At 56.8% G+C, this 26,606-nt stretch carries 18 protein-coding genes; 4 read left to right on the top strand and 14 right to left on the bottom strand.

From position 1 onward, the window contains the following. Positions 1-66: 66 nt before the first annotated feature. From AC2FIB_RS18260 to AC2FIB_RS18245, 4 genes are all read right to left on the bottom strand, one after another. Complete coding sequence (locus AC2FIB_RS18260) at positions 67-1,251, bottom strand: amino acid aminotransferase (protein WP_496736968.1); 1,185 nt, start codon at positions 1,249-1,251, stop codon at positions 67-69. Then, positions 1,251-2,105, bottom strand: a complete 855-nt coding sequence (gene sseA / locus AC2FIB_RS18255; RefSeq protein ID WP_496736970.1) for a 3-mercaptopyruvate sulfurtransferase — start codon at positions 2,103-2,105, stop codon at positions 1,251-1,253. The genes AC2FIB_RS18260 and sseA overlap by 1 nt, the downstream gene beginning before the upstream one ends. A gap of 93 nt (positions 2,106-2,198) precedes the next feature. Beyond that, on the bottom strand, positions 2,199-2,468 hold the full coding sequence (locus AC2FIB_RS18250) for a CBU_0592 family membrane protein (protein WP_282120956.1): 270 nt from the start codon (positions 2,466-2,468) through the stop codon (positions 2,199-2,201). Further along, complete coding sequence (locus AC2FIB_RS18245) at positions 2,465-3,040, bottom strand: helix-turn-helix domain-containing protein (RefSeq protein ID WP_472722419.1); 576 nt, start codon at positions 3,038-3,040, stop codon at positions 2,465-2,467. Before AC2FIB_RS18245 ends, AC2FIB_RS18250 begins: the two co-directional genes overlap by 4 nt. A gap of 104 nt (positions 3,041-3,144) precedes the next feature. On the opposite strand from AC2FIB_RS18245, the gene ilvD reads away from it, so the two are divergent. Next, positions 3,145-4,977, top strand: a complete 1,833-nt coding sequence (gene ilvD, locus AC2FIB_RS18240; protein ID WP_058276562.1) for a dihydroxy-acid dehydratase — start codon at positions 3,145-3,147, stop codon at positions 4,975-4,977. 115 nt (positions 4,978-5,092) lie between these two features. Then, positions 5,093-5,542: an NUDIX hydrolase gene (locus AC2FIB_RS18235; RefSeq protein ID WP_496842562.1), complete on the top strand. Its 450-nt coding sequence runs from the start codon at positions 5,093-5,095 to the stop codon at positions 5,540-5,542. A gap of 9 nt (positions 5,543-5,551) precedes the next feature. Here AC2FIB_RS18235 and AC2FIB_RS18230 read toward each other — a convergent pair whose 3' ends face one another. After that, positions 5,552-6,370, bottom strand: coding sequence for a sulfotransferase family protein (locus AC2FIB_RS18230; RefSeq protein ID WP_109311313.1), 819 nt, complete (start codon positions 6,368-6,370; stop codon positions 5,552-5,554). A gap of 144 nt (positions 6,371-6,514) precedes the next feature. Here AC2FIB_RS18230 and AC2FIB_RS18225 point away from each other — a divergent pair, with 144 nt between their 5' ends. Then, on the top strand, positions 6,515-8,092 hold the full coding sequence (locus AC2FIB_RS18225) for a DUF5928 domain-containing protein (protein ID WP_496736974.1): 1,578 nt from the start codon (positions 6,515-6,517) through the stop codon (positions 8,090-8,092). Between the two features lie 45 nt (positions 8,093-8,137). Here AC2FIB_RS18225 and amaB read toward each other — a convergent pair whose 3' ends face one another. Together amaB and AC2FIB_RS18215 are read right to left on the bottom strand one after the other, a co-directional pair. After that, on the bottom strand, positions 8,138-9,634 hold the full coding sequence (gene amaB, locus AC2FIB_RS18220; RefSeq protein ID WP_496842560.1) for an L-piperidine-6-carboxylate dehydrogenase: 1,497 nt from the start codon (positions 9,632-9,634) through the stop codon (positions 8,138-8,140). Between the two features lie 18 nt (positions 9,635-9,652). Continuing rightward, positions 9,653-10,759: a saccharopine dehydrogenase family protein gene (locus AC2FIB_RS18215; protein ID WP_496736977.1), complete on the bottom strand. Its 1,107-nt coding sequence runs from the start codon at positions 10,757-10,759 to the stop codon at positions 9,653-9,655. A 417-nt stretch (positions 10,760-11,176) separates the two neighbouring features. On the opposite strand from AC2FIB_RS18215, the gene AC2FIB_RS18210 reads away from it, so the two are divergent. After that, entirely contained in the window at positions 11,177-14,815 is a 3,639-nt protein-coding gene (locus AC2FIB_RS18210; protein ID WP_496842559.1) for a flavoprotein, read from the top strand. Here the strand turns inward: AC2FIB_RS18210 and AC2FIB_RS18205 are convergent. The 7 genes from AC2FIB_RS18205 to AC2FIB_RS18175 form a co-directional block, all read right to left on the bottom strand. Then, the gene (locus tag AC2FIB_RS18205; RefSeq protein ID WP_496842558.1) at positions 14,812-15,975 is read right to left on the bottom strand and encodes a hypothetical protein; all 1,164 of its coding nucleotides are present in this window, start codon (positions 15,973-15,975) and stop codon (positions 14,812-14,814) included. The two genes, AC2FIB_RS18210 and AC2FIB_RS18205, sit on opposite strands and share 4 nt — an antisense overlap. Before the next feature lie 16 nt (positions 15,976-15,991). Further along, complete coding sequence (locus AC2FIB_RS18200; protein ID WP_496842557.1) at positions 15,992-19,255, bottom strand: adenylate/guanylate cyclase domain-containing protein; 3,264 nt, start codon at positions 19,253-19,255, stop codon at positions 15,992-15,994. 132 nt (positions 19,256-19,387) lie between these two features. Beyond that, positions 19,388-21,097: an ABC transporter ATP-binding protein gene (locus tag AC2FIB_RS18195; RefSeq protein ID WP_282170889.1), complete on the bottom strand. Its 1,710-nt coding sequence runs from the start codon at positions 21,095-21,097 to the stop codon at positions 19,388-19,390. Positions 21,098-21,101: 4 nt separating this feature from the next. Further along, positions 21,102-22,052 (bottom strand): ABC transporter permease, encoded by a 951-nt coding sequence (locus AC2FIB_RS18190; RefSeq protein ID WP_058273051.1) that lies wholly within the window; start codon positions 22,050-22,052, stop codon positions 21,102-21,104. After that, on the bottom strand, positions 22,049-23,026 hold the full coding sequence (locus AC2FIB_RS18185) for an ABC transporter permease (RefSeq protein ID WP_109311321.1): 978 nt from the start codon (positions 23,024-23,026) through the stop codon (positions 22,049-22,051). Before AC2FIB_RS18185 ends, AC2FIB_RS18190 begins: the two co-directional genes overlap by 4 nt. Positions 23,027-23,199: 173 nt before the next feature. Continuing rightward, positions 23,200-24,765, bottom strand: coding sequence for an ABC transporter substrate-binding protein (locus AC2FIB_RS18180; RefSeq protein WP_496842556.1), 1,566 nt, complete (start codon positions 24,763-24,765; stop codon positions 23,200-23,202). Positions 24,766-24,891: 126 nt separating this feature from the next. Beyond that, the gene (locus tag AC2FIB_RS18175; protein ID WP_496842555.1) at positions 24,892-26,472 is read right to left on the bottom strand and encodes an ABC transporter substrate-binding protein; all 1,581 of its coding nucleotides are present in this window, start codon (positions 26,470-26,472) and stop codon (positions 24,892-24,894) included. Positions 26,473-26,606 lie beyond the last annotated feature (134 nt).

Raw genomic sequence — 26,606 nt, 5'->3', positions numbered from 1 at the left:
GCCTGCCACTCGAAAACAAAAAAACCCGGGCGTTCGCGCCCGGGTTTTCTGATTTATTGGCTTGAATCAGACACCGACGTCAATGATCGCCTTGGCCAGAATCGGAACTGTCGTCGCGTTCAAGCCGGCAATGTTCAACCGGCTGTCACCGACCATGTAGATGCCGTGGTCCGCGCGCAGCTTTTCGACCAGTTCCGGTGCCGCCCCCAGACGCGAGAACATGCCGCGGTGCTGGGCGACAAACCCAAAGCGATCGGACCCACTTTGGGCCTGCAGCTCGTCTGCCAGTTGTTGGCGCAAGCCCAGCATGGACAGGCGCACCTCTTCCAGCTCAGCCGCCCAGTCAGCGCGCAGGGCTTCATCATTCAGGATCGTCGTCACCACCCGTGCGCCGTGATCCGGCGGGAACGAGTAGTTCTGACGGTTGAGGAATGCCAGCGTGGACTGGTTAAGGGCTGTTTGCGCCGGGTCATCACTGATCGCCATCAACAGGCCGGTCCGCTCGCGGTAGACACCGAAATTCTTCGAGCATGAGGCCGCGATCAGGCAGCGCTTGACGGATGAGGCCACCAAACGGGTTGCCTGCGCATCCTCTTCCAGTCCGTCGCCAAAGCCCTGATAGGCGATATCGATCATTGCCACGAGGCCGCGCTCGTTGATCAGGTTCACGACCTCCTGCCACTGCACCATGTTCAGGTTGGCACCGGTCGGGTTGTGGCAGCAACCGTGCAGCAGGATCACGTCGCCCGCATTCGCGGTTTTCAGGTCCTCGATCATGCTGTCGAAATCTACGCCACGGGTTTCACCGTCGAAATACCGGTATTGGACCGTCTCCATCCCCAGGTAGTTCAGGATCGACAAGTGGTTCGGCCAAGTGGGGTTAGACACGAACACGCGGGCCGATGGGTTGGCCATGCGGATCATCTCAAACGCCTGACGGCAGGCACCGGTTCCGCCGGGCGTCGCCACGGCAGCGATGTTGCCGCGTGGAACCGAGGTGCCCAGGATCAGGCCAATCATCGCATCGGCATAAGCCGGGTCGCCCGCCAATCCGGTGTAGGCCTTGCTCTCTTGCTCTTCCAGGATGCGCTTTTCGGCCGCTTTCACCGCACGCATCACCGGGGTCACGCCCTCGGCATTTTTGTAAACACCAACTCCCAGGTCGATCTTTTGATCGCGCGGGTCTTCGCGATACGCCTGCATCAGCGCCAGAATCTTGTCGGCAGGCTGCGGTTTGAGGTTTTCGAACATCAGTTCTCTCCGGTTGCGACGGGCAGGGTCGGGAAGGCACCCCATTCGGCCCAGGAGCCGTCATAAAGCGAGTGGTCTTTCTTGCCCATGCGCTCAAGCGCAAGGCTGAGGATCGCAGCCGTCACGCCAGACCCGCACGAGGTGATCGCCGGTTTGGATAGGTCGACGCCAGCGGCCTCGAAGATGGCGCGGCATTCCTCGGGGGATTTCATCGTGCCATTCTTGTTCAGCAAAGTGCCGAAGGGCACATTGCGCGACCCTGGAATACGGCCTGGGCGCAGACCTTCGCGCGGTTCTGTCCCGGTTCCGGCAAAGCGGTCCGCAGAGCGCGCGTCGATGATGTCATGATTTCCCAGCTTGGCGGCGGCGGACACCTGCGTGACGTCACGGACCAGATGGTTCTGGACCCGGACGGTCATGTGGCGGTCGCGGATCACCGGCGGCAGATCTTCGATCTCATGTCCCTCGGCCTGCCATTTCGGCAGACCACCATCCAGAACGGCGATGTTTTCCTGCCCCATCAACCGGAACAACCACCAGACGCGGGCGGCAGACATCAAACCGGCCCCATCATAGACGACAACCTGATGGCCGTCGCCCACGCCCATCGCCCTCAGGCGGGACATGAACTTTTCGACCGGGGGCGCCATATGCGGCAAGTCCGAGCGGTGGTCCGAGATATCATCAATATCAAAGAACCTCGCACCGGGGATGTGGGCCGCGTCATATTCGGCCTTTGCATCCCGCCCTTGCTGAGGCAGATACCACGACCCGTCCAGCACCCGCAGATCCGGGTCCTTGAGATGGGCGGCAAGCCATTCGGTAGAAACGAGGGTTTTCGGATCGTCCTGCATAAAAGCCTCCCCTAAACGCGTTTGGTTTTTCCCTATACTTGGTGGGATGCTGGTTCAAGGCTGGATAACGCTAGCGCCCAAGTCGTTCTGGATTTACCGCACCCGACGCAGGCGAAAATACTGAATAATCCCGATGACGCTGATTATAATCCAGAACCCTTCGATCAGCATCGACGCCAGATTGAAGTTCTGCATCAACGAAAACACGATCAGAATCGAGCCGATCAAGTTCACCATCGGAAAAGCAAGGTCATCCGAGTTCATCATTCGCATCTGGGTGGCAAAATAAGCCGCAACTACAATCAATGCCCCGAAAGAACCAATAGCATCCACGAAGGTCAGGCTGTCAAAAAATGCGGTCATTGAAGTGTTCGGTCCTGCTCTGGAAACTCAATTGGTTGCGAATAGTGATGCATGTTGAGGAATGCCGCCCCACGATCACCGGCGCGGTACCCGTGCGGCACGTCAGCTGCGAACCGCAACCCCTGACCGGCTTGTAGTGGAACCCAGTTTCCATTGCGCAGGACGTCCAGTGTTCCGTTCAGTACAAAAACCTCTTCGGTCACGCCGGCTGCATGGGCGGGTGATTCATGACTTTGATTCGGCGACAGATCTACGTGAAATGTTTCGGCGCCCAACGCGGGATCAAAGGGGAAGACAATCTTGACCTCGATGCTGCCCGGAAAAGTTACAGTGCTAAATACGCCGGTATCCTTTGTGTCGCGCATCGCAGCGGTGCCGATCAAAGCACTTAACGGAAGCTGGAAGCCTTTTGCGATCTTCCACAAGGTCGCGATCGTCGGGCTTGATTCGCCGCGTTCAATCTGACCCAGCATGGCTTTGCTAACCCCGGTAAGTTCGGCCACTTTGGACAGGCTCAGCCCTGACGCTGCGCGAACATCCCTGAGTTTAAGTGTTAGTTCGTCCGATTCCATACCCAGGCCTTGCGATTTGTCTTGTGCGTTATAACGTACATATGATACGTGCGCTATAACGTACACACCCAATATCGCAGCTTGGGTAATAGGGAAACAGCATCATGCCAATGTACCGATCCAGAACCTCTACCCATGGCCGCAACATGGCCGGTGCCCGCGGCCTATGGCGCGCCACCGGAATGGGTGACGACGATTTCGGCAAACCGATCATCGCTATCGTCAACTCTTTCACCCAATTCGTGCCGGGCCACGTGCACCTGAAAGACCTGGGCCAGATGGTCGCGCGCGAGGTTGAAGCCGCTGGAGGTGTTGCGAAAGAGTTCAATACCATCGCGGTCGATGATGGTATCGCCATGGGCCACGACGGAATGCTGTATTCTCTGCCCTCGCGCGAAGTGATCGCGGATTCGGTCGAATACATGGTCAACGCCCACTGTGCTGATGCGATGGTGTGTATTTCGAACTGCGACAAGATCACCCCCGGCATGCTGATGGCCGCTATGCGCCTGAATATCCCAGCGATCTTTGTCTCGGGCGGCCCGATGGAGGCTGGCAAGATCGACATCGCCGATCTGGACGCCAAGAAGATCGACCTGGTTGACGCAATGGTCGCCGCCGCCGATGACAAGTTCACCGACGAACAGGTCCAGCACATCGAAGAAAACGCCTGCCCAACTTGTGGGTCATGTTCCGGTATGTTCACCGCAAACTCGATGAATTGTCTGGCCGAGGCGCTGGGTCTTGCTCTGCCGGGCAACGGCTCAACTTTGGCCACACACGCCGATCGTAAAGAGCTGTTTCTCGAGGCCGGTCGTCGGATCGTGGAAATCACCAAGCGTCACTATGATCTGGATGAAAAAGGCTTCCTGCCCCGAGAAATCGCCACGTTCGACGCGTTTGAGAACGCGATGTCGCTGGATATTGCCATGGGCGGTTCGACCAACACGGTTTTGCACCTGCTGGCCATCGCGCATGAGGGTGAGGTGCATTTCACCATGACCGACATGGACCGCCTGAGCCGTCAGGTGCCGTGTCTGTGCAAGGTCGCGCCCAATACTGAGAATGTTCATATGGAGGACGTGCACCGCGCCGGTGGCATCTTCTCGATCCTCGGTGAACTCAGCCGCGCGGGACTGCTGCACGAAGATTGCAGCACCGTGCATTCGGCAACCATGGGCGAAGCGATTGCCAATTGGGACATCAAGGTCGCCAACAACCCCGCAGCGCAGGACCTGTTCAAGGCCGCGCCCGGCGGCGTACGCACGACGCAGGCTTTCAGCCAGTCGAACCGGTACAAGGAACTGGACACCGACCGCGAAGGCGGTGTGATCCGGTCCAAGGAACACGCGTTCAGTCAGGATGGCGGTCTGGCAGTCTTGTTCGGCAACATCGCGCGCGAAGGATGTATCGTGAAAACGGCAGGCGTTGACCCCAACAGCCTGACGTTCACCGGCTCTGCCTATGTCTGCGAAAGCCAGGATCAGGCCGTGAACGACATCCTGACCGGCAAGGTCAAAGAGGGCGACGTGGTGGTGATCCGCTACGAAGGCCCGCGCGGCGGTCCGGGGATGCAGGAAATGCTCTATCCGACGTCTTACTTGAAATCCAAGGGTCTGGGCAAAGCCTGCGCCCTGCTGACCGATGGGCGTTTCTCGGGTGGCACTTCGGGCTTGTCGATTGGCCACGTTTCACCAGAGGCCGCCGAGGGTGGCGAAATCGGGCTGGTCAAGCAAGGCGACAAGATCGAGATCGACATCCCCAACCGGACGATTCATCTGGCCGTGTCTGACGAAGAACTGGCCGCCCGCCGCGAAGAGCAGGACGAAAAGGGATGGGTGCCCGCCGCACCGCGCAAGCGCAAGGTGTCAACCGCGCTCAAGGCCTATGCCAAGCTGGCGACAAGTGCCGCGAAAGGTGCCGTGCGCCAAGTCTGACGAAGCGGTTTCCAAACCACCCAAACTGCAATAACTTCAAAGGTCTCGCTAGTTCGTTTAGCGAGACCTTTTTCTTTTGTATTCAACGATATCCATAGCACAATCGGTGAGAAGCATGACATTCTGGCGCCCGCATAACGGTATCCGTGTCAAAGCCATCGGCTTACATTGGCGGGGGGACCGCCTTCTTGCTGCTGAAGTCCCAAATGACGACGGTCGCATCAAGGGTGTTCGCCCGTTGGGCGGATCGGTCGAATTCGGCGAAACATGGCGTGACGCGCTGAGACGTGAGTTCCGCGAAGAACTCGATGTGACGGTTGAAGTCAGAGGGCAACCGCTGGTGATTGAGAACCTGTACCAGCATGAAGGGCATCAGGGGCATGAGATAATCTTTGTGGCCGAGATTCAGTGCCCCGAGCTTTTGAACTGGCCCGACGCGCCGATTTCATTCACCGAAGACAATGGCCTGAGCTGGACAGCAGGATGGTTCAGTCTGGATGCTCTGGATACCGGCGGCCCAGAGCTATACCCGTCTGGCCTGAAAGAGTGCCTGATCAATCGCTGACTCGTTCGCCTAGTCGCCCAGTTTGGCGTGAACTTCGTCCAGATCAATCTCACCAATTGGCATCTTGTTGCCCGGGTTCTCAAAATCGTATTTGAACAACTCGAAATCGTGTTTGTAGATTTCGTAGACCAGATGCATCGACAGGTCGTCAAAGTAGTCCTCGACCGGATGCGCACGTTTCGGCCCGTGGCCTTCGGATTCATTGAATCGCGGGATTTCGGACAAATTCACAGCGTGCGGTGTCTCTAACCGATCAAGGACACTTTGCATTCCTTCATTGAACTGCTCAGTCCAAAAAATCTGATCGTACTGCCCACCATTCACGATGAAAGTAGAAACATGCCCGGACATGGCCGACCAGTGAATGTCAGGGTCCATCGGACGCCGCCAGCGGATCGTATCACGTGCAAACAGCAAAAACCGGCGGAAACTGGCGATCTGATCGAACTCACCCTTACCGTCATCACCGCCAACCTCGATCCCGTAGTTGTAGATCAAGGTCGGCACCAGATTACCCCGATACCGCTTGCCATTGCGCTGAATGCCGCAGATCTTGTCGAAGAACGAGCTTAGAATTCGGGTGTAGGGGTTGCGCACGCACGTGAAGGCCAGGGATTTGTGATCCCGCACATTGCCCGAGATCTGATCCTGACTTGGGCCGAAGGCCCATTTGTGCATCCCGTCCTTCGCGTCATGGATATCACCGTCAAAAAACTGCCCGTGATCCGAATAAAACATGATCTGACCAATGGTCGAACAGGCGCATTTCGGCACCACACGGTAAACCATGCTTTCGCTTTCGGTCATCCATGTACCGGGAAAACCCATCTGCTGTGCCTCCTTTGCTGATCTGGTCTCAATATTGACGCGCCAGCATTTGAAACCAAAAAACCAAAAATATTCTATTTATTCAATCGCTCATCCTCAGTATCACGGTTGGAAACGGGCAGAAACGGAAAACAATAGGCCAATATGGCAAGAATTGCCTACATATTGCTATGTCACAAAGACCCTGACGCAATCATCGCGCAGGCCGAGCAATTGACCGCCGTCGGGGATTGCATGGCGATCCACTTTGACGCGCGGGCCAGTGCGAATGCTTACGCACGCATTCGCGAGGCTTTGAAAGACAACCCCAATGTCACCTTTGCCAGCAAGCGCATCAAATGCGGCTGGGGGGCGTGGTCACTGGTTCAGGCCACGCTGAATGCCCTGCAGGCCGCTGTGGATGCGTTTCCCCGCGCCACTCATTTCTACATGGTGTCGGGTGACTGCATGCCGATCAAATCGGCTGAGTACATCCACGACTTTCTGAACCAGCACGACGTTGATTTCGTCGAAAGCCATGATTTCCTGGAAAGCAACTGGATCAAGACCGGCATGGTTGAGGACCGGTTGATCTATCGACACTATTTCAACGAACGCACACAGGCCAAGCTGTTTTACGGGTCGTACAATCTGCAAAAAAGGTTTGGTTTGACGCGCGAGATTCCGTCAGACGTTCAGATAATGATCGGCAGTCAATGGTGGTGCCTGCGCCGCAGGACTATCGAAATGATCCTGGATTTTCTGCAAAAGCGCCCGGATGTGAAACGGTTTTTCTCGACCACCTGGATTCCGGACGAGACCTTTTTTCAGACGTTGGTGCGCCATCTGATCCCCAAGACTGAGATCGACAACCGCACTCCCACATTTCTGATGTTCTCGGATTATGGCATGCCGGTGACGTTCTACAACGATCACTATGACTTGCTTCTATCGCAAGATTACCTGTTCGCCCGCAAGATCAGCCCCGAAGCCCATGAGCTGAAGGACAGGCTGGGTCAGATGTACGCAACCGAAGGGATGACCTTTCACATCTCGAACGAAGGCCGCAACCTGTACAGCTTTCTGACAGGGCGTGGCCGGGTGGGGCGGCGCTATGCGCAACGGTTCTGGGAGGCGGGCAATTCACTGGGCCCTGAGCGCGAAGTGTTTCTGATCGTGAGTAAGAAATGGCATGTTGCCAAGAGGTTGGTGGATCAGGTCGTCTCGGAAACCGACATTCCCTGCGTGGAATACCTGTTCAACGAAGAAGACACTTCTTTGCCTGATCTGGGCGGCATTGAATCGTCTCTGGCCAAGCGCACGCGGCACCGGCGCGCGGTGGCGCGCATGCTGTTTGAAAGCTTTGATTCCAACAAGCTGGTCATGTGCGTGGATCCCGCAGATCTGGATATCATTCAGGATTTCTGCTCGGTTCAGGCCCGCAGCCATGTTCTGGAAATCGAGTGCGAGTACTCCGACGATTATCTGATCGGCCACGCCCGCCGGGTGGGGTTGGCCGGAGAAAGCAGTCCTCGGGAATCCGTGGCCCGTCTGATCCCAGCACTGCGCAGTTCACTGGTGCACGAATCCGAATTGATCCGCGAGGCAGAGTTCGACGGATACCTGCGTATCCGCGAGACCAACTCAAATATTGAGAATGAGACCGCGATTGCCGAGTTTCTGGGCGTGTCGCTGGACAAGGCGCAAGCCATCATGAGCCTTGACTATCTTTTTGCGGATTAACGCGGATCGTCCAGCGGCGCGCCGAGGCGCCGCTGGGTAATTAGTTTAGATGTCGAATTTGACGCCCTGTGCCAAAGGCAGCTCAGCCGAATAATTCACAGTATTCGTCTGACGACGCATATAGGCTTTCCACGCGTCCGAGCCGCTTTCGCGCCCGCCACCGGTTTCCTTCTCACCGCCGAAGGCTCCGCCGATCTCGGCACCCGACGGGCCGATATTGACGTTGGCGATGCCGCAATCCGACCCGGCTGCGGTCAGGAACTGCTCGGCCTCGCGCATGTTCAAGGTAAAGACGCAAGAAGACAGGCCTTGCGGGACGTCATTCTGCAGCTCAATCGCATCATCAAAATCGTCATAGCCCATGACGTAGAGGATCGGCGCAAAGGTTTCGGTTTTCACAACCGCCGTCTGGCCTGGCATTTCGACAATGGCCGGTTCCATATAGACGCCCGCAGGCACACCCTCGGTTACGCGACGTCCACCGTGCACGGTGCCACCTTCAGTCTTGGCGGCCTCAAGCGCTGCGGTCATGGCCGCGCCCGAGGCTTCGTCTACCAACGGGCCTATCAGCGTGCCTTCGACCAGTGGGTTGCCGATGGGCAATCCCGCATAGGCTTTTTTCAAACGGCCGACCAATTCTTCGCGGATCGAGTTATGTACGATCAGGCGACGCAGCGTGGTGCAGCGCTGACCGGCCGTACCGACGGCCGAGAACACAACCGCACGGACAGCCATTTCCAGATCGGCCGAGGGGCCAACGATCATCGCGTTGTTGCCACCCAGTTCCAGAATGCACTTGCCAAAGCGTTGCGCCACGATGGGGGCCACGGCGCGACCCATACGGGTGGACCCTGTGGCCGAGATAACCGGAACGTCTTCGCTTGCGACCAAGGCTTCGCCCAGCGCTGCGCCACCGATCAGGGTCTGCAGCAGGTTGTCCGGCGCATCGCCGAACCGGGCCAGCGCGCGTTCAAAAATCTTCTGACACGCCATCGCGGTCAGCGGGGATTTCTCGGACGGCTTCCAGATCACCGGATCACCGCAGACCAGAGCCAGTGCCGCATTCCACGACCACACCGCAACCGGGAAGTTGAAGGCCGAAATCACCCCGACCGGGCCTGCCGGATGCCACGTCTCCATCATCCGGTGACCCGGACGTTCCGACGCAATGGTCAGACCATACAATTGACGCGAAAGACCGACCGCAAAGTCACAGATGTCGATCATCTCCTGCACTTCGCCCAGACCTTCCGAGGTGATTTTGCCAGCCTCCCAACTGACCAGAGCACCCAGATCGTCCTTGGCGGCGCGCAATTCCTCTCCCAACAGGCGGATCAGCTCACCCCGGCGCGGGGCCGGTACTGTCCGCCATTCTTTGAACGCCGTTTTAGAACGGGCAAAGATGGCGTCCATGTCGGCAACGGGTGTCTCATGCACGTCGGCCAACACGCTGCCATCAATCGGAGACGTCACTTTGAGCGTGCCGCCGGTCAGTTCGGCCTCGGTCAGATCCAGGTTGGCGAGGGTGGTTTGGGCTGTCATCACGATGTCTTTCATATCTTAGGCCGCCTTGTTCTGTTCGGTTACGTCGCCGGCACGATAGAGCCGGCCAAATTCGGTGTTCAGGAAATCGGACAGGTTCACCTGTTCCTGCCGGACAAAGCCCTTCGCAGGCAGTGCGCCGGTCCGCATCAAATCAACCACACCCAGAACGCCTGCGGCTGTGGTGACCTGAATGGCGCTCCAGACCTGGCCGTTGATCGTGCGGGCAAAGCTCTTGTTGATCAGGGATTTCTCGCGCAGCGCGCCGTCGATCATGCCCTTTGCGGTGCAATAGACCAGCACCACATCCTGGTCGGTGCGTGGCAGCGCGGTCTCAAAAATATCCTTCAGCAGATCGCGGCGATGTTCCAGGCCAAGGTCCTTGAGAAGCAGTTTCAGGATATCGCAATGGCCCGGATATCGGATTGAGCGGTAGGACACCGCCCGCGCCTTGCCATCCAGCGTTTCGGGCAAGGTGCCCAAACCGCCTGAGGTGTTGAAACATTCGTACTCCACCCCGTCATGGCCAAGCAGCTCATAATCTTCCAGCGGAGCGGTCTTGACCCGTTCACCATTCACAATGGCATCGCAAGGGTTGCAGTATTCGTTGATCAAACCGTCGGTGGACCAGGTCAGATTGTATTTCAGCGCGTTGGTCGGATAGAGCGGCAGCGCCCCAACCCGCATATGCAGGCTGTCGATTTCATCGAATTCCGCGGCCAGCGATGCCCCTGCAATACCGACAAAACCCGGTGCTAGACCACATTGCGGCATGAATGCCGTATCACTGCCTTGTGCCAAGTCACGCACGGCATTGGTCGCCGCAACGTCTTCGGTCAAATCAAAGTAATGTGCACCAGAGGCCTTGGCCGCCTTGGCAATCTTCGGCGTCAGAAAGAACGGGGCCGCCGAGATTACGGCATCGAACTCACCCAGACCTTCGGTTAGTTGCGCTTCGTCGCTCACATCGATTTGCCGGGTCGAAATGCCCTGCTTGTTCAATGCTGATAACGCAGCCAAATCCCGATCCGCCACCGTGACCGAGTAGTTGGCCGATGACTTCAGCAAGGTCGCAATCATCTGACCGATCTTGCCTGCTCCGATGACACAAATGTTCCAGCTCAAAACGCGCCTCCTCTTTCATTTTTAAAAGTATGAGGCCGCTTCTGTCCGAAACGCAGGGGCAATCTTGACGAAATCGCGGTCATACCTGTCATATTGACGGAGATCTTGTCAATTTGCCGTGTTACCTGTGCGACCCTCCGCACTCGGCGGTACGATGAACGACGTGATCACCCCATGGCAGCAACGCAATTGGTCCAATCAACAACGTCAGTGATTTTTATATTCAGATATTATACAGTGCGCTCAATTGGACCCTTTTGTTCGCGCATATCAATGTGTTCAATCGGTCCGCCCAGCGCGGGAAATTACGTCAGGCCGGTTTTCTATTCTGTATGACCGATGGGTGCCTGACCCAAAAACAAGCTACTGCGTTGGGTCTTTGACAATTTTCACGCCGAAGTTCAGGGGGGACCAGACGTGCCTAAAGATCCAATTGAAAGCTCTCAATCATTCAATCCATCCCAAGATGATCTGAAATTGATAGATGAGGTCCTGCCATCCAAAGATCCATCAGTCATTCATTCGAAATTAGAATTCTACGAAGTATCCGAAGAAACAGTCCTGCCCTCAGAGGGTATGTTTGTGGTCCTTGGCGGCATGGTTCAGCTAAGGCAGGACAAAGCGGTTTTGGCGACCGCAGACAGCGGGGATTATTTTTACGAAGAACATCTCGAAATCGAGGACATTCCCGTCAGTCTTCAGGCGCTGGCCACCCCGGGCACCCGATTGGCCTATCTGCCCAAACACCAATGGAAGGCAATCCCGAAAAAGATCAAAGACGCCTGTGAAGATACGCTGTTTGGCGATCTGGTCAGTGTGCATCTGAAGAACTATCAACAGCCAATCAATTGCTGCAGCGTGACCGCCGCAGCCCTTAGCATGTCGGCGCTTGGATTCAGCTACGAAGTCAATGACATCTTTCGCGAATGCGGCTTGCCGACCTCGTTTGTCGTGAACGACGGAATATCGCTGGGCGAGCTATTCGATGTCGCCTGCACATTCATCCATACCCAGGACCTGCGCGATGTCATTCAGGTGCAGGCCTATTTCATGGATGAGGCCACGACATCCGTGGATCTGTTGCTTGAGGCAATAGACGAATCCAATCGGCTGGGTGGAAAGAACGATATCCTTGTGGCGAACTTTCAAGTCGGTGTCGCACATGGCAAGGAAAACATGCCGGGCGGCCATTTTGCCATTATCGCAAAGTGCAACCCCAGCACCGGCCTTGTGCATATGATGGACGTTCACCCGGAAAAGTACGGCAAGCTATGGGTGACAACCATCGATCGGTTGTGGGCCGGGATGACCGACCGCGATGGAACATCGATGCGATCACGGGGGATGCTGCGGTTTTCGGCGCTAGACGCCGTCAAAACATACCTGCAAACCCTGAAGCAGGACTGCAATTATGTCGACAGTACGCAATACTTGGCCAAGGACCCAAAAAAGCGGCGTAACCTGTTCCGACGGGCCAGCCCGAACATGAACTCGATGGGCGTTCTTGCCGAAAGTCTGGCCATCCTTGGGGATGAACAGGTTGACGAAGACAAACTGCTGAGAGCAACGCAAACCGATTTGGCCGAAGCGCTTAGCCGTGTGTCGACAGCCCGGGAAATGCACGCGATGGCGCAACGGTACCTCAGTCAGGAACCGGACGTGCATCTGGGCAGCACTTTCCGCAGCTACGCCAAACGTTCGGACAAAAACGTCAGTTCACCCGAAGACTGGTTCCACCACCAATTGCAAAGTCTGAACGAACACAAAGATCTTCGTCATCTGATGATCAATATCGATTTCAACAAGGTACTGGGGTCTGAGGTCATTCGCCCCCCGAAGAATGCGTTCCGCGAAACGGCCCTGTTGGAGGAGTTCTGGTGCCTGTGTATCGCATATAAAGAGGCCACCGATATGGTGACGGTTGTGGACATGAGCCCCGCAACCTCACAGGTATGGCAGGCACCGCGCGGGCATTTGTTCCGCGGCCTTCGGGACCTCAAGGACCCGGCCTTGCTCGTGATCGAAAAACAGGACCCACCAGAAGACCCCAGCGACGTAGACCAGATCGTCAAAAACAACCCACTTGTTCTGTTTTATGCGGATGAAGACCCCTGGTCCTACATGCTGCGCAGTATCCTGGCCAATATCGGCATCACCGACATCAAGCTGATTGATGTCGAGGGGCACGGTGCAAATGTCATGAAAATGCGCCGGCAACTGATCGCCCGAACCGGCAAGGAAACCGTTCCGTATCTGTTTTTCAATGGCGTTTGTCTGGGCCGGCGAAACGACATCGTGGACAGTATCCTGAAAGGTGAATTTCAGAAGGACGTGGAAAAGGCCGGGTTGCCGGTTCTGCTGCGTCATGAATCCCCCAGCCTGGACAAGAACATCTTTGGGTACCCCAAGGGTGGGCTGACAGATGCCCCCAGCGAAAAGCGCAACGTATTGCTGTGTGCTTGCGGATCTTCTGCCGCAGACAAGGTGCCGCAACTGGTGAAGAAAATTACCGCCGCTGGCCACAACGTGAAACTGATCCCTTCAGTGTCCGCTGAAAGGTTCTTTCGCGATATTGAGATTGAAGCGGATGTCGAGATTGAAAGGGGGTATGAGCCCGAGAAGGTCGAGGACTATATCTCGCACAACGACTATTACCGCGACGACGACGAATGGAACTTTCGATACACCAAGTTCGGCATGCCGCTGCGCGCCTCACATCTTGCGTTGTGTGATTGGGCCGATTGCGTGATCGTGGCACCCGTGACCTGCAATACAATGGGCAAGATCGCCAATGGGATTGCCGACAACCTTTTGACCTCGGTCTTTGTCGCCTGGCAGTACCGGAACAAACCGGCGATCCTTTGCCCGGCGTGTAACACCAACATGTGGAACAACGTCACAACCCAAAGGAATGTCGAAAAGCTGCGCGATCTGGGTGTTGATCTGGTCGGTCCCCGCAAAGGGCGGCTGTCGAACGGCATGATGGGGATCGGTATGATGGCCACCCCGGACCAGATTATGGAAGTTCTGGACGAAGCGTTCGAGGAACTGGCCGATCAGGAGCACAACATCTGCAAATGGGCGCAAGAAGCCGCAGCTTCGGATGAGTTCGCGCAATGGCGCCGTGTTTTCGACGCGATTGAAAACGGGATGGCCGGGATCGACATCGTGGATGAGCACAATGGCGATACGCTGTTGCATTACGCAGCTGGCGGCGAAGGTGAGTTGCATGAAAACGGAAAGGGCTTGGGCAAACCTGACATTGAGGCCGCGCAAGAGCTGATACGGCGCGGCATCAACGTGAATGCGACCAACGACCATGGGTTTACCAGCCTGCACGTGGCGGTGATGAACAACTCGGTTGATATGGTCAAAACACTGTTGGCCGCAGATGGCATTGACGCAAGTTCGTGCATCCACTTCCTGCAAGGCCCCAAAAACGCCGAGGACGTCAATGAAGCCAAAATCTCGAATGAAGTGCTGGCCATGCTGGATGACTGGGCCAACAGCCACACGCTTGCGGAGATCGAGGAAGAGAGCGAAGACGATGTCGTAGATGACCGTGAACGTACCTATCTCTACTTCACCTATGGCTCGTTGAAGAAAGGCTTCCCAAACCACGAAGCCCACACAAACGTGCTGGATGATTTCGTTGGCAAGGCCGTTACCCGACAGCGAATGCCCCTGATCGTGCCGCATGAGCCGCATTGCGATAATCCGAATTGTGGTTATCTGCATCGGATGGCCACGCTGGTCGACCAGAAAGGCCGTGGCAAACCAATCCACGGAGAGGTGTATCGGGTGACTTCGTCCGGTATGAAAGAACTCGACAAGCTCGAAGGTTTTCACGGACCCGGATCACCCGAGAACGTCTACGTCCGTAAGCGGATCAACGTGCTGATCGAGGGCGTAATGAAACCAGCATATGCCTATGTGATCGCGCAGCCCACCAAGTATCTGGATCAGTTGGAGAAGGGCGCAGCCGAGGTTGTCGGGGAATACACGCTGGACATGGCCACAGGCACAATAAAACCCGGGTGGCAGCCGCCCGCCTAGTTTTGAACCTGTATCCCGACCTCATCCTTAGGGCTGTCCTTGAGGTTGAGGTTATAGGCCGTGATGATCACCATGCACGACAGGACAAAGGGCCAGAAACAGGCCTTGGGAATCAGGTTGTCTTTATAGTGGATGAACCACAGGGACGGCACGGCCTCGGCTGCAAAGAAGTAGGTGTTTACCGACACTGCCAGCAGCAGGAAATACATCAGGAAAAAGAACGATTCCATGTAGATCACGGGCGATCCGGCGAACCCTTCACGCAATTGTACATGCGCCAGCAGGATCACGAAAAACAGGACTGAGCATGTGCCGATAACACTGGACGTGCTAAAATCGTGCCGTTCCACCAGATTGGGGCGTCGCGTGACTGTCATGACAGCCCCGAACAGCAGCATCGTCACAACAATCAGCGGGATCATGTGGACGATAAAAGCATTCGCAAAGTTCCGTTTGATGACGAAGTTATAGTGCAGCTCAGGCAGGTTGGTCTGATATTCGTTCTTGCCGATGCCAAGGGTCGTATCCAGATCGGACAGCCGGTAGTCGAAATAGGTGTTTTCACGCTCCCACGTTCCCATGACGATCCGGTTGTCGATGCCAAAGATATCGTTCGGCCCCGTGGCCGGATAGGCCGAAAAGTCAGGGATTAGAGCCACATTGACGTCAAACTCACCCGGCCAGAAACGGACCCAGACGGTTTTGTGGTCAAACGGATAACTGGTATAGTCAAAGGCCTGGCGCAAGGTCTGTTCAAAATACCAGCCGATCAACTCGGACCCGCCCTGATCTATCCTGTAGGCTTCTTCAATCAGGCCACTCGCTGCCTCGGCAGCTTCCGGCAGGATGAACCCCACTTCGCCTTCGGCTGGTTTGATGGCGTCATGCACACCGTCCTCATAATGCTGCCAGATATAGCCGCTGACATGCACATCACTGGCACCGGTGAAACTGAAGGATTTGATAAATATGCCAGTTTTGACCTGATAGCTTGGCAAATTTGGAAGGTCTTGCAAGTAAGCGTCGACCGACGCCTGATCTGGCAGTTGCGTCGGATCCTCGTCGAAATGGTTCAGTTCAATCCAGAGTTTAAACAGAACAAGGGCCAGACCCAGCGTAACAAAACCCGAGATCAGCCAGACTTTCTTTTCTATGCTCATTCAGCCCCTCACCTGATTAGTCCAGCGGCCCGACCAGCGATTGTTTGATGCCCAGGTTCTGAAACCGCGCCCTCAACTCATCGAACGCTTCATGTGCCGTCAAAGGAATGCCCCACCCCCCACATTCAGCCAGTGTTCGAGCCTGCAAGATCGACAGATCGACCATCGGCAAGGGCTCATCCGCTGTGAAATCGGCCAGGGCATCTGCGTACCGCGTGACTTCGTCCCACTGCTTGCGCGCCAGCATGACGGCAGCGGCGTCCGTATAGAAATGCAGGTGGCTATGGCCAACACAGCCTTCGGCGATGATCTTCTCGCCAAGCTTTAGGTTTTCATCCTGCGCAGTTGGGTCCTCTTCGGCCATGGCCAAAGCTGACAGCGCTTTTGGTCCGACAAAATTCCGACCGTGCTCAAGGGCAATGTCGACCGCGCGGCGACCGGTTTCGCGCGCCTGTTCCAGTTGTCCGGCATAGACCTGCGTGCGGGCAAGATGTTCAAGCGCCTGCGCCTCAAGGCGTTTTGCACCAACTCGGTTTGCGATCTCGGCAGACAGGGTGAAGGCGTCCAGCGCCTGATCTATTTCTCCTAAAAAAGTGTGTGCAACACCCAAACAGGTCTGCGCAACGCATTCCGGAACAAAGGCAAAATACTTCTGTGACACCTCGATGGCTTCCTGCGCATCCAGCTTTCCTTGTGCCACATCACCGGTATAGCTGCGCGCGACGCTCAGATTGTGCAGGTTTGCGGCCAGATCGCGGACCAAACCCTTTTCTCGCGCCCGTTCGACTGCCTGCGTGTAGAACCCTGTCGCAGTCTGCATCGTGGCATTCATGAAATTGGCATCGCCAAATCCACTGAGCGCACCAACCTCAAGTCGCGCGGATTCAAGCTTTCTGGCCAGTGTTAGAGCCTTTTCGTTACTCTCAAGCGCCTTTGTCACCTGCCCCAGCGGGAAGTATACATTGCCGCGCACATAGTTGATCTGAGCAATGTCGCGGTCAGACCCGCAGCGTTCCGCAGCTGCCTCGGCAATGTCCAGACTTTCCAGAGCTTCCTGGTACAGGCTGGCCTGCCGCGCGGCCTGCGCCAGGCCGATTTGCGCCCGGCAGATTTGTTCATCCGTCTCGGCCAGTTCTGCGGCCTCTTTGAATTCACGCAGGGCATCATTGGATAGGCCCTGCAGCCGGTGCGTCTCACCCCGGGCGCAGAACAGATCAAAGCGAACGCCTGCGGGTGCTGGCAGTTCCAGCCCCCGTTCGATCAACGGGCTGGCATCGTCGAACTGAAAAACCTGTATCAGCTTGTCCGCGGCTTCCAGATAAGCCTGGGCCGCATGGGTTGCACCCGCGCGATCCAGATGCTGTGCTCGCAGGGTGGCGTCACGGTCCTCAAACCAACTCGCGGCCTGACGATGCAGGCGCGCGCGTTCGGATTTCACCAAAGTTGCATAAGATCCGTCGCGGATCAGCGCGTGGGCAAACATCAGATCGGCCTCAGCCTCGCGGATCAGGGCCGAGCGGATCAGGGTCGAGGTATCCAGATGCCCTTCACCCAGAACAAAATTCAAAACTTCGGGCGAGAACCGCTGCCCCAGCACGGATGCCGCCTGGATCGATGTCCGACTGGATCTGTCCAGCGAATCCAGACGGGACTGAACAATGCCCTGAATGCTGCCGGGAACGGATTCCTGTTTCAGCACATCGATATTGCGCAATAACTGCTCAAGAAACAGCGGATTGCCCCCGGCGCGTTTCACGCAGGCGTCTAACAGTTCAGGATCGATCCCGGTGAACTCTTCGACCAGTTGTCGGGCTTGTTCGTCCCCCATCGGCGCCAGTTCCAGCTTGGATATCAGGGCACCATCCGTCGCAAGTTGCCATTCGCGGTCGATCGGATCGCCTTCCACGCGGCTGGTCATTAGCAACACGCAGGGCAGATTACGCGTCATCGCCGCGATATGGGCGCAAGCTGTCAGGATCTCGGGTGCAGCCCAGTGGATATCCTCGATATGGATCAACAAAGGCGTTTCCTGGCTGCGGGCCGAGATCAGGTCGTCGATGACCTGACGCCGCCCCCGCAGACGGGTTGCATTGTCCATCACCGCATAGACCTCGGCCAGACCGGGGTCTTGTTCAAGCTCAAGCAGCGCATTCAGATGCGCGGCATTCGCCGCTGTTACCCAACCCTTGCTAATTGCATCCTTCGCGACAGATGCACAGGTTTCCGTATCATCCGTCGGCTCCAGCCCCAGAATACTGCGTGTCACGGATTGGATAGCTGAATGCCCCTCGCGCGCGCCGAAATCCATGACCACGCCATTGTGGACGGAATAGGACAGGCTGTCGGCCAGCTCAGCCACCTGTTCCGACAGGTGGGTTTTGCCGATGCCCGGCTCGCCCAGTACGATATGGACTTCACCCTTACCGTGCCGCTGGCATCGATCGAACGTTGCCGAAAACAGGGACAGCTCTCGCTCGCGGCCCACAAAGCGATGCCTGCGCGACCGGATGTTGCGCGCCATCCGGTCCAGCCGCCACAGCTCAACCGGATCACCAAGGCCTTTGATCGCCTTTTCGCCCATCGATTCACCGACAAAAAGCGGCCCTAACGCACGCTGAATGTCATGTGAAACCAAAGTTTCCCCCGGCGCCGCCATGTCGGTGATGCGCGAGGCCAGGTTCACACCATCACCGGTCACTGTGTATTCCGTATGCGCCTGACTGCCTGTCGTACTGGCAATCACCTGCCCTGATGCAATCCCAATATGGCAGGTCAGCGGAGGGTTCAGGCCGGGCAGAACCGTGTGAATTTCCAGCGCGGCCCGCGCGGCCCGTTCGGTATCGTTCGTGTGCGAGATCGGCGCGCCGAACACGGCCATGACCGCATCGCCAATATGCTTGTCGATCCGGCCACCGTATTTTTCGACGACTTTATCCACCCTGGTGAAAAACGCGTTGAGCAGCGCGTGCATGTCTTCGGCATCCAGTTCGCTGGTCAACCGGGTAAAACCGGTCAGATCGGCGAACATGACTGTCACCTGGCGCTTCGCAGGCTCCAGCGATTCCTCAGGCTGAAATGGCGGGGCGGTTTCGAACGTCTCAAGCTCGGCAATCGCGCGCAAAAGCCGCCGGCGGTCGCCGACAGCAGTGACTCCGATTTCGATCAGGTCTTCACCCGTCAAATCGGGTAAAATTCCAAAATCAATTTTGTTATCCAAAAAGGCCTGCGCGTAGTCAGATAATCCAAGTGCGCTTAGCCAGTCCCTAAGGTCTTGAGACATTTCGCCCCTCTGAAGCCCCCAACTCCAAAGACAGACGTAGCACAACAGACCCGGATGAGTCTGCAAAGTTTGAATATTTTAATGTATATGCACACCCAATTGCCCGCGTGACAGGCAATTGGGTTTTTGGAATTAGATCTCGGCCTCTAGCCCGTCCGTCGACAGATCGTCCAGTTTCGGCATTAACCGCAGCAGCTCGTTTGCATATTCGGTCTGCGGGTTGGCGAAGAGTTCGTTGGTTTCTTGAAGTTCAACCACTTTGCCCTGCTTCATCACGGCCACCCGATCACACATCTGGCGCACCACCGGCAGGTCGTGGCTGATAAACAGCAGCGTCAGACCCAGATGTTCCTGCAAATCCTTCAGGATGTTCAGGATTTGCGCCTGAATGGACACGTCCAGGGCGCTGGTCGGTTCGTCACAGATCAGGAACCGCGGCTGCGTCGCCAGCGCACGGGCAATCGAGATCCGCTGTCGCTGACCGCCCGAGAATTCGTGCGGGTATTTCAGCCCGGCCTCATGGCCCAGCCCGACCTGATCCAACAGCTCGTCCACGCGGCGCTTGATGTCGGACCCTTCCATCAGTTTATGATGGCGGATCGGTTCGGCCACGATATCATCGACCCGCATCCGGGGGTTCAGCGACGAATAAGGGTCCTGGAAGATCATCTGGATGTTCTTGCGATAGGCATCCAACGCGGCCCTGTTGGTCAGATCACTAACCACCTGCCCTTCAAAGGTGATCGTACCGCCATCAACAGGGTACAGCCCCGCGATCATCCGCGCGATGGTGGACTTGCCAGAGCCGGATTCACCGACCACCCCGAATACCTCACCCGCACGAATGTCAAAGCTGACATCGTCAACGGCAGTGAAATAAGTGCGGTCCCACGGCAGCAGGCCTTTGCGCTGCAGGAACTTCTTGGTCAGATTGCGAATCTCGAACACCGGTTTGCTGGTGTCGTTGTCCACCTTGGGCCAGTGCCGGGCCATATCGTCGATGGCAAAACGGGTCTCACGCCCGCCATAGCTGATCTGCGGGAAACGGTGCAGTTTCAGAGTCGGGCGCGGAACAGCGGCGATCAGTGACTTGGTGTATTCGTGCGTGGGCTGACCCATGACCTGAGACGTCGGGCCGGTTTCCACCACCTTGCCCGCATACATGACCGTCACCTTATCCGTGGTATCCGCGATCACGCCCATGTCGTGAGTGATCAGGATAACGCCAACCTGCCGTTCCAGCGCCAGCTCTTTGATCAGGTCTAGGATCTGCGCCTGAACGGACACGTCCAGCGCCGTGGTCGGTTCATCCGCGATAATCACGTCCGGCTCGGTGCACAGCGCAAGAGCGATGACCACACGCTGCCGCATCCCGCCCGAGAACTGGTGCGGATATTGGTCCAACCGCGTGTCCGGGTCAGGAATGCCCACCCGGTCGATCAGATCACGGGCTCGCTGGTTCGCCTCGGCATCCGTTCCGCCCAAATGGGCCTGGATCGTCTCGGTCAGCTGTTCGCGCACGGTAAACAGCGGGTTCAGCGAGGTCAGAGGATCCTGGAAGATCATCGAGATTTTCTTGCCACGCAGGCCGCGCATTGCGACGGCATCCAGACCACTGATTTGGTCGCCGCTCAGCTTGATGGTGCCGCTGGCAATCCGGCCGGGCCGGTCCAGCAGACCCATGATGGCCGCTCCGATTGTGGATTTGCCCGCACCGGATTCGCCCACCAGACCGTGGATCTCGCCCGGTTCAACGGACAGGTCCACGTGGTCCACGGCGGTAAACAGTTGGCGGCGCGTCGGGAATTCGACCGTCAGGTCGTTGATCGTCAGAAGGCTCATGTTATCACCGCAGCTTGGGGTTCAGCGCGTCGCGCAGCCAGTCGCCCAGCAGGTTGACAGACAGGGCCAGCGCCAGAAGGGTGCAGGCCGGGAAGAACAGGATCCACCACTCACCCGAGAACAGGAAGCCCTGTCCGATACGGATCAGTGTTCCCAGCGACGGTTGGGTCGGCGGTGCACCGACACCCAGAAAGCTGAGCGTTGCCTCGGCGATAATCGCAAGCGCCAGAGAGATCGTGGCGATCACCAGAACCGGGCTGAGGACATTGGGCAGTATATGGCGGAACATGATCGGAATTGGCCCGCGCCCGATCAGACGGGCGGCCTGTACGTATTCCTTGTTCTTTTCCACCAGCGCAGCACCGCGTACGACCCGCGCAAATTGCACCCAATCGGACAGGGCAATCGCGATGATCAGAACATAAATCGCCATCTCGTTGCGGTATTCGGGGGGCGTAACGCCCTTGGCGATACCAAAGATGAGCATCGCGACCAGAATGGCCGGGAAGGTCAGCTGCACATCGGCAATCCGCATGATGAGCGTCTCGACCCAACCGCCAAAATACGCTGCAACCAGCCCAAGGATGACACCTATGATCAGCGCCAGCATCACGGCTGACACGCCGACAAACAATGAGATTCGCATGCCATATAGAATGGTCGAGAATACGTCGCGTCCCTGATCGTCGGTCCCCAAAAAGAAGGTTTCCTGCGTAAAGGCATTGGGCGTGCCCGGCGGCGTAAAGCCGTTCATCAGGTTCAGCGATGCCGGATCAAACGGATTATAGGGTGCGATGACCGGGGCAAAAACGGCGGCCAGCAAAAGGATCAGCACCACCAGTGAGGCGATCAAGGCAACCGGAGAATGCCGGAAGGACCACGCAAAATCGCTGTCCCAGAACTTGGCAAATCGCGATTTGGTTGGGGCGGTCGGGGTTTCGATGGTATCGGTCATGTGGCCCTCGCGTCGACACGCAGGCGCGGGTCAATGGCATAATAAAGAAGATCGACGATCAGGTTGATCGAAACGAACATGACCGAAATCAACATCAGATAAGCGGCCATGACAGGGATATCGACAAACTGGATCGCGTTGATGAACAGCAGGCCAACGCCAGGCCACTGGAACACCGTCTCGGTGATGATGGCGAACGCGATGATCGAGCCCAGCTGCAGACCGGTGATCGTGATCACGGGAACCATAGTGTTCTTCAGCGCGTGGCGGAAGTTGATCACCCGGTCCGACAAACCGCGAGCGCGTGCAAACCGGACATAATCGGCACGCAACACCTCAAGCATTTCCGATCGGACCAGACGCATGATCAGGGTCATCTGATACAGGCCCAGCGTAATCGCGGGCAGGATCAGCGCCTTGAGGCCAGAGGCCGTCAAGAAGCCGGTGGACCAGTTGCCAATCATAACTGTCTCGCCCCTCCCGAAGCTGGGTAAGAGGTCTAATTCAACCGAGAAAATGTAGATCAATAAGATCCCGATCAGGAAAGTCGGTAGGGACACCCCGATCAGGGAAACGGTCATGATGACATTCGCAGCAATCCCTTGTCGTCGAATGGCTGTGAACACGCCCAGCGCAATCCCCATGGTGATTGCCAGAAAGCCGGAAACAAAAGCCAGTTCCAGTGTGGCCGGCGCGCGCTCGGCTATGATGGTCGAGACAGGACGTCCCTGACGATAAGACACACCGAAATTGCCTTGAACGGCATTTTTCAGAAACTTGTAGTACTGAACCGGAAACGGCTGATCCAGCCCCAGTTCAGCCCGCAGCCGGTCGATATCGGCTTGCGTACGCTCCTGACCCAGCATGTTGTCGATCGGATCGCCGACAAACCGGAACATAGAAAATGCAACCAGACCCACGACCAACAGTACGATCACGGATTGGAGCATCCTTCGGACGATATATGCGAACATTCACTTTCCCCATTGATCCGCTTCTCTATGCACGGGTCGGCTAAATGGTCAAGGTATCGCTAACGGGATGGTATCAGAGCGATCCTTATTTCCTGCGTCATCGGCTTTGAGCAGGGTACGATGCGGATTGGCGGTGCCGAACCGGCCCTCGCCAATCCAATGCTAAAACGTCTTCAGTTTACGGTTACCCAGCGCAGCAAAAAGAAGTTGTCGGGGCGCTGTGTCAGCTCGACATTGCTGCGCGTGCCCCAGACCAGTGGCTGCACATACATGGGCACATAGACCTGTTCGTCCTGAATGATCTTAGCCACTTCGTCCAGCATGGCCTGACGCTTGGTCTCATCCAGCTCGGATTGGATGGCAGGCAGCAGTTCATCCACCCGTGCGTTCGAGAAGCCGCCGAAGTTCCAGCTGCCCAGCTTTTTCTCTTCGTTTGGCGTCGCGACAAGGAACCGAACGGGGTGTTCCGCGTCAAATGTGCCGGGGCTCCAACCCAGCAGGTACATGTCATAGTTATCCTCGCGCAGCTCGGGCCAGTAGTTGCGCACGGGCATCGCTTCCAGCTCAGCCGAGATCCCGATCTGGGCCAGCATGCTGACCACAGCCTGACAGACGGCTTCGTCATTGAGATAGCGGTCATTGGGACATTTCAGTCCGAATGAGAACCCATCGGCATATCCCGCCTCGGCCAGCAGAGCCTTGGCACCCTCAACGTCAAATGCGGGACGTTCGGCATGGGCCGCAGAATAGCCGCTCATGGCTGGGCTCACCAATTGCGAGGCCGCTTCGGCATTGCCGCGCATGATGGTGGCCAGAATGGCATCGACATTCACCGCCTGCGCCACTGCCTTGCGGACGCGCGGATCGCGGAACGGGTTAGGCTTGCCCTCATCGTCTGTGTATTTCAGCGTCTCAGCCTCGTGATCAAAGCCCAGCATGATTACGCGGGCCTCGATCCCCTTGATGACCTCGACATCACTGTCTTCTTGCAGGCGCGCGACGTCCTGGATTGGCACCGGGTTAATCATATCCACATCGCCCGACAACAGCGCGGCAACGGCGGTTGCGGGGTTCTGGATCGGGTTAAATTCGGCGCGGGTGATGTTGTGTTCAACGTCCTCCCACCAACCTTCGTGGGGTTCCAGTACGGTTTTCAGGCCAGGTTCACGCTCGGTGACCTTGAAGGCCCCTGTGCCATTGGCGTTGATCGTCGCATAATTTCCGGCCTCTTTGTCCGGAACGGCGGCATCATTGGCTTCGGTCCAGCCCTGATCCATTATCATCCAGTTGGCAATCGAGGATGGAAACAACGGGTTCGGCGCGGTCGTCATGAAGTCTACGGTATAATCGTCAACGACGATGACTTCACTGATGGGCGCAAACCAGCTGCGCGTATCCGCGGCCTCGCCCGAGGCGCGTTGATAGCTGAACAAAACGTCCTGCGCGTCAAAGGTACTGCCGTCGTGAAAGGTCACGCCCTCACGCAGCTTGAAGCGCCAGCCGTCGCCTTCGCCAATCGGTTCCCAGCTGACGGCCAGGGCAGGCTGAACGCTCATATCCTTGTCGCGGCGGACTAGCCCTTCGTAGACGTTGTTAAGAAATCCCAGAACCGGAGCCGAATTGACCGCGTGCGGGTCCATGGTTTGCGGGTCCGTGGTGGAGGCCCATTTGAAATCTGCAGCTTGAACACTGGTGGCAGCCAGCATTGTAATGCCAATGGCGCTGTTCCTGAGGATCATTGTTATGTCTCCCTGTTTCTGGGGTCGAGTTTTCTTGGTTTTTGCCGCATGCGCAAGGAAATCTCAGATCGCAACAAAAAACAGGGCGCGAAAATCGCGCCCTGTCTGATCGTCAAAGGTTTTGACTTACTTAATGGTGAAGTATTTGACCTTGGGCTGGTCTTCGGCATCCACTTCGATGCCGACACCGTCAGCCATACCCCAGTTCAGAACCTGGTGATGAATGGGGATGTAAAGCGCCTCATCCTGCACGACACGCCAGATGTCCGCGATGTCGGCATTCCGGGCGTCCAGGTCGGTGTTCGAGGCGAGCGACTTGATCTTCGAGTCCAGCGCGTCGTCCTGATAGCCGGTTCCGTTCCATGTGCCGATGTCGTCTTCGCGACCGTGGACAAGGAAGTTGAAGATATACTCCGAGTCATATGTCGGAACACCCCAACCCAGCATGTAGAAATCTGTCTTGCCGTCGGTGATCAGCGGGAAGTGCTGGGCCTTGGGCTTTGCGTCCAGATTCACGGTCACGCCGATCTGGCCCAACATCCCAACGGCCGCCTGACAGATCCCTTCATCGTTGATGTATCGATCATTCGGGCAGTCCAACCGGAGCGAGAAGCCATCGGCATAACCTGCCTCTGCCATCAGTTCCTTGGCTTTTTCCAGATTAGTGGCGGATTCGCCGTCCATCGCTTCGGTCCAGCCGTTCACGAAAGGCGGTGCGATCATGCCCGCAGGCTGCGATTGGCCGCGCATCACGACCTGCTTGATCGCATCACGGTTTATCGCCATCGACATCGCCTGACGCACACGCACATCGGCCAGAGGATTCTTGCCGTCTACGTTGTCTGCTTCGATATCGTCCGCACCCTGGTTCATGCCAAAGAAGATCACACGGTTCTGTGGGGCTTGCTTGACCATCAGGCCATCGGCGCCATTGACGCGGTCAATGTCTTGCACCGGCATATCCTGCAGGAAGTTCACCTCACCCGACAACATCGCCGCGACACGGGTCGCAGCGTTCTGGATCGGGGTATAGACGATTTCGGTCACTTCCATGGGGAACTGGTCGATGCCCCAATAGTTGTCGTTGCGCACCATCACGGTTTTGACGTCAGGCTCGCGGCTTTGAAGGACATAAGGCCCCGTACCGTTGGCGTTGGTGGTGGCAAAGGTGATCTCGCCACCCTCGAAATCTTGCACATTGACAGTGTTGTTTGCCTCGGCCCAGCCTTTGTCTAGAATGAACAGGTTGGTCAGGTTCGACGGCAGGATCGGGTTCGGACCATCGGTGACGATCTCGACGGTGTAATCGTCGACCGCGCGCACTTCGGTGATCGAACCGATCAGCTCTTTCATGTCCGAATTAGGCTGCTTGGCCCGTTCAAAGCTGAACACCACATCTTCGGCGTTGAAGTCCGCGCCGTCATGGAATTTCACGCCCTCGCGCAGCTTGAAGACCCAGACATTCGGGTCATCAGCCTTGGGACCCCACTCGGTCGCCAGCCCAGGTTCAAACGCGCCTGTTACGTCGCGAATGATCAGCGGCTCGTACATCTGGTGCCGTATTGTGTGTGACGGGCCTTCGTTTTGCGAGTGCGGATCCAGCGTCAGCGCGTCACCAGCACGTGCCCATCGCAGCGTTTCCGCCGATGCGGCACCCGCCATCAATGCGGTCGCACTGGCAGCGATCATCAAGTTCTTCAGGATCATCATAATCTCCCCGTTTTTTCGTTGGTACCGTTCCGTGGAACGGCAGACCGGTTTTGTCGGTCTTGGTAGTGCTGATCATCCAGATCATTCTGAAGGTTGCAACACCAGATTGTGAACTATTTGGATTTCCGATC

The organism is Ruegeria sp. YTSA072 (genome assembly GCF_059610285.1).
The sequence above is the reverse complement of the archived record's forward strand: the minus strand, read 5'-3'. Positions and strand labels throughout refer to the sequence as shown.

Bases quoted from the DNA above. Each gene is read 5' to 3' on its own strand.
- AC2FIB_RS18260 (WP_496736968.1), bottom strand. From the start codon at position 1,251: ATGTTCGAAAACCTCAAACCGCAGCCTGCCGACAAGATTCTGGCGCTG.
- sseA (WP_496736970.1), bottom strand. From the start codon at position 2,105: ATGCAGGACGATCCGAAAACCCTCGTTTCTACCGAATGGCTTGCCGCC.
- AC2FIB_RS18250 (WP_282120956.1), bottom strand. From the start codon at position 2,468: ATGACCGCATTTTTTGACAGCCTGACCTTCGTGGATGCTATTGGTTCT.
- AC2FIB_RS18245 (WP_472722419.1), bottom strand. From the start codon at position 3,040: ATGGAATCGGACGAACTAACACTTAAACTCAGGGATGTTCGCGCAGCG.
- ilvD (WP_058276562.1), top strand. From the start codon at position 3,145: ATGCCAATGTACCGATCCAGAACCTCTACCCATGGCCGCAACATGGCC.
- AC2FIB_RS18235 (WP_496842562.1), top strand. From the start codon at position 5,093: ATGACATTCTGGCGCCCGCATAACGGTATCCGTGTCAAAGCCATCGGC.
- AC2FIB_RS18230 (WP_109311313.1), bottom strand. From the start codon at position 6,370: ATGGGTTTTCCCGGTACATGGATGACCGAAAGCGAAAGCATGGTTTAC.
- AC2FIB_RS18225 (WP_496736974.1), top strand. From the start codon at position 6,515: ATGGCAAGAATTGCCTACATATTGCTATGTCACAAAGACCCTGACGCA.
- amaB (WP_496842560.1), bottom strand. From the start codon at position 9,634: ATGACAGCCCAAACCACCCTCGCCAACCTGGATCTGACCGAGGCCGAA.
- AC2FIB_RS18205 (WP_496842558.1), bottom strand. From the start codon at position 15,975: ATGAGCATAGAAAAGAAAGTCTGGCTGATCTCGGGTTTTGTTACGCTG.
- AC2FIB_RS18200 (WP_496842557.1), bottom strand. From the start codon at position 19,255: ATGTCTCAAGACCTTAGGGACTGGCTAAGCGCACTTGGATTATCTGAC.
- AC2FIB_RS18195 (WP_282170889.1), bottom strand. From the start codon at position 21,097: ATGAGCCTTCTGACGATCAACGACCTGACGGTCGAATTCCCGACGCGC.
- AC2FIB_RS18190 (WP_058273051.1), bottom strand. From the start codon at position 22,052: ATGACCGATACCATCGAAACCCCGACCGCCCCAACCAAATCGCGATTT.
- AC2FIB_RS18185 (WP_109311321.1), bottom strand. From the start codon at position 23,026: ATGTTCGCATATATCGTCCGAAGGATGCTCCAATCCGTGATCGTACTG.
- AC2FIB_RS18180 (WP_496842556.1), bottom strand. From the start codon at position 24,765: ATGATCCTCAGGAACAGCGCCATTGGCATTACAATGCTGGCTGCCACC.
- AC2FIB_RS18175 (WP_496842555.1), bottom strand. From the start codon at position 26,472: ATGATCCTGAAGAACTTGATGATCGCTGCCAGTGCGACCGCATTGATG.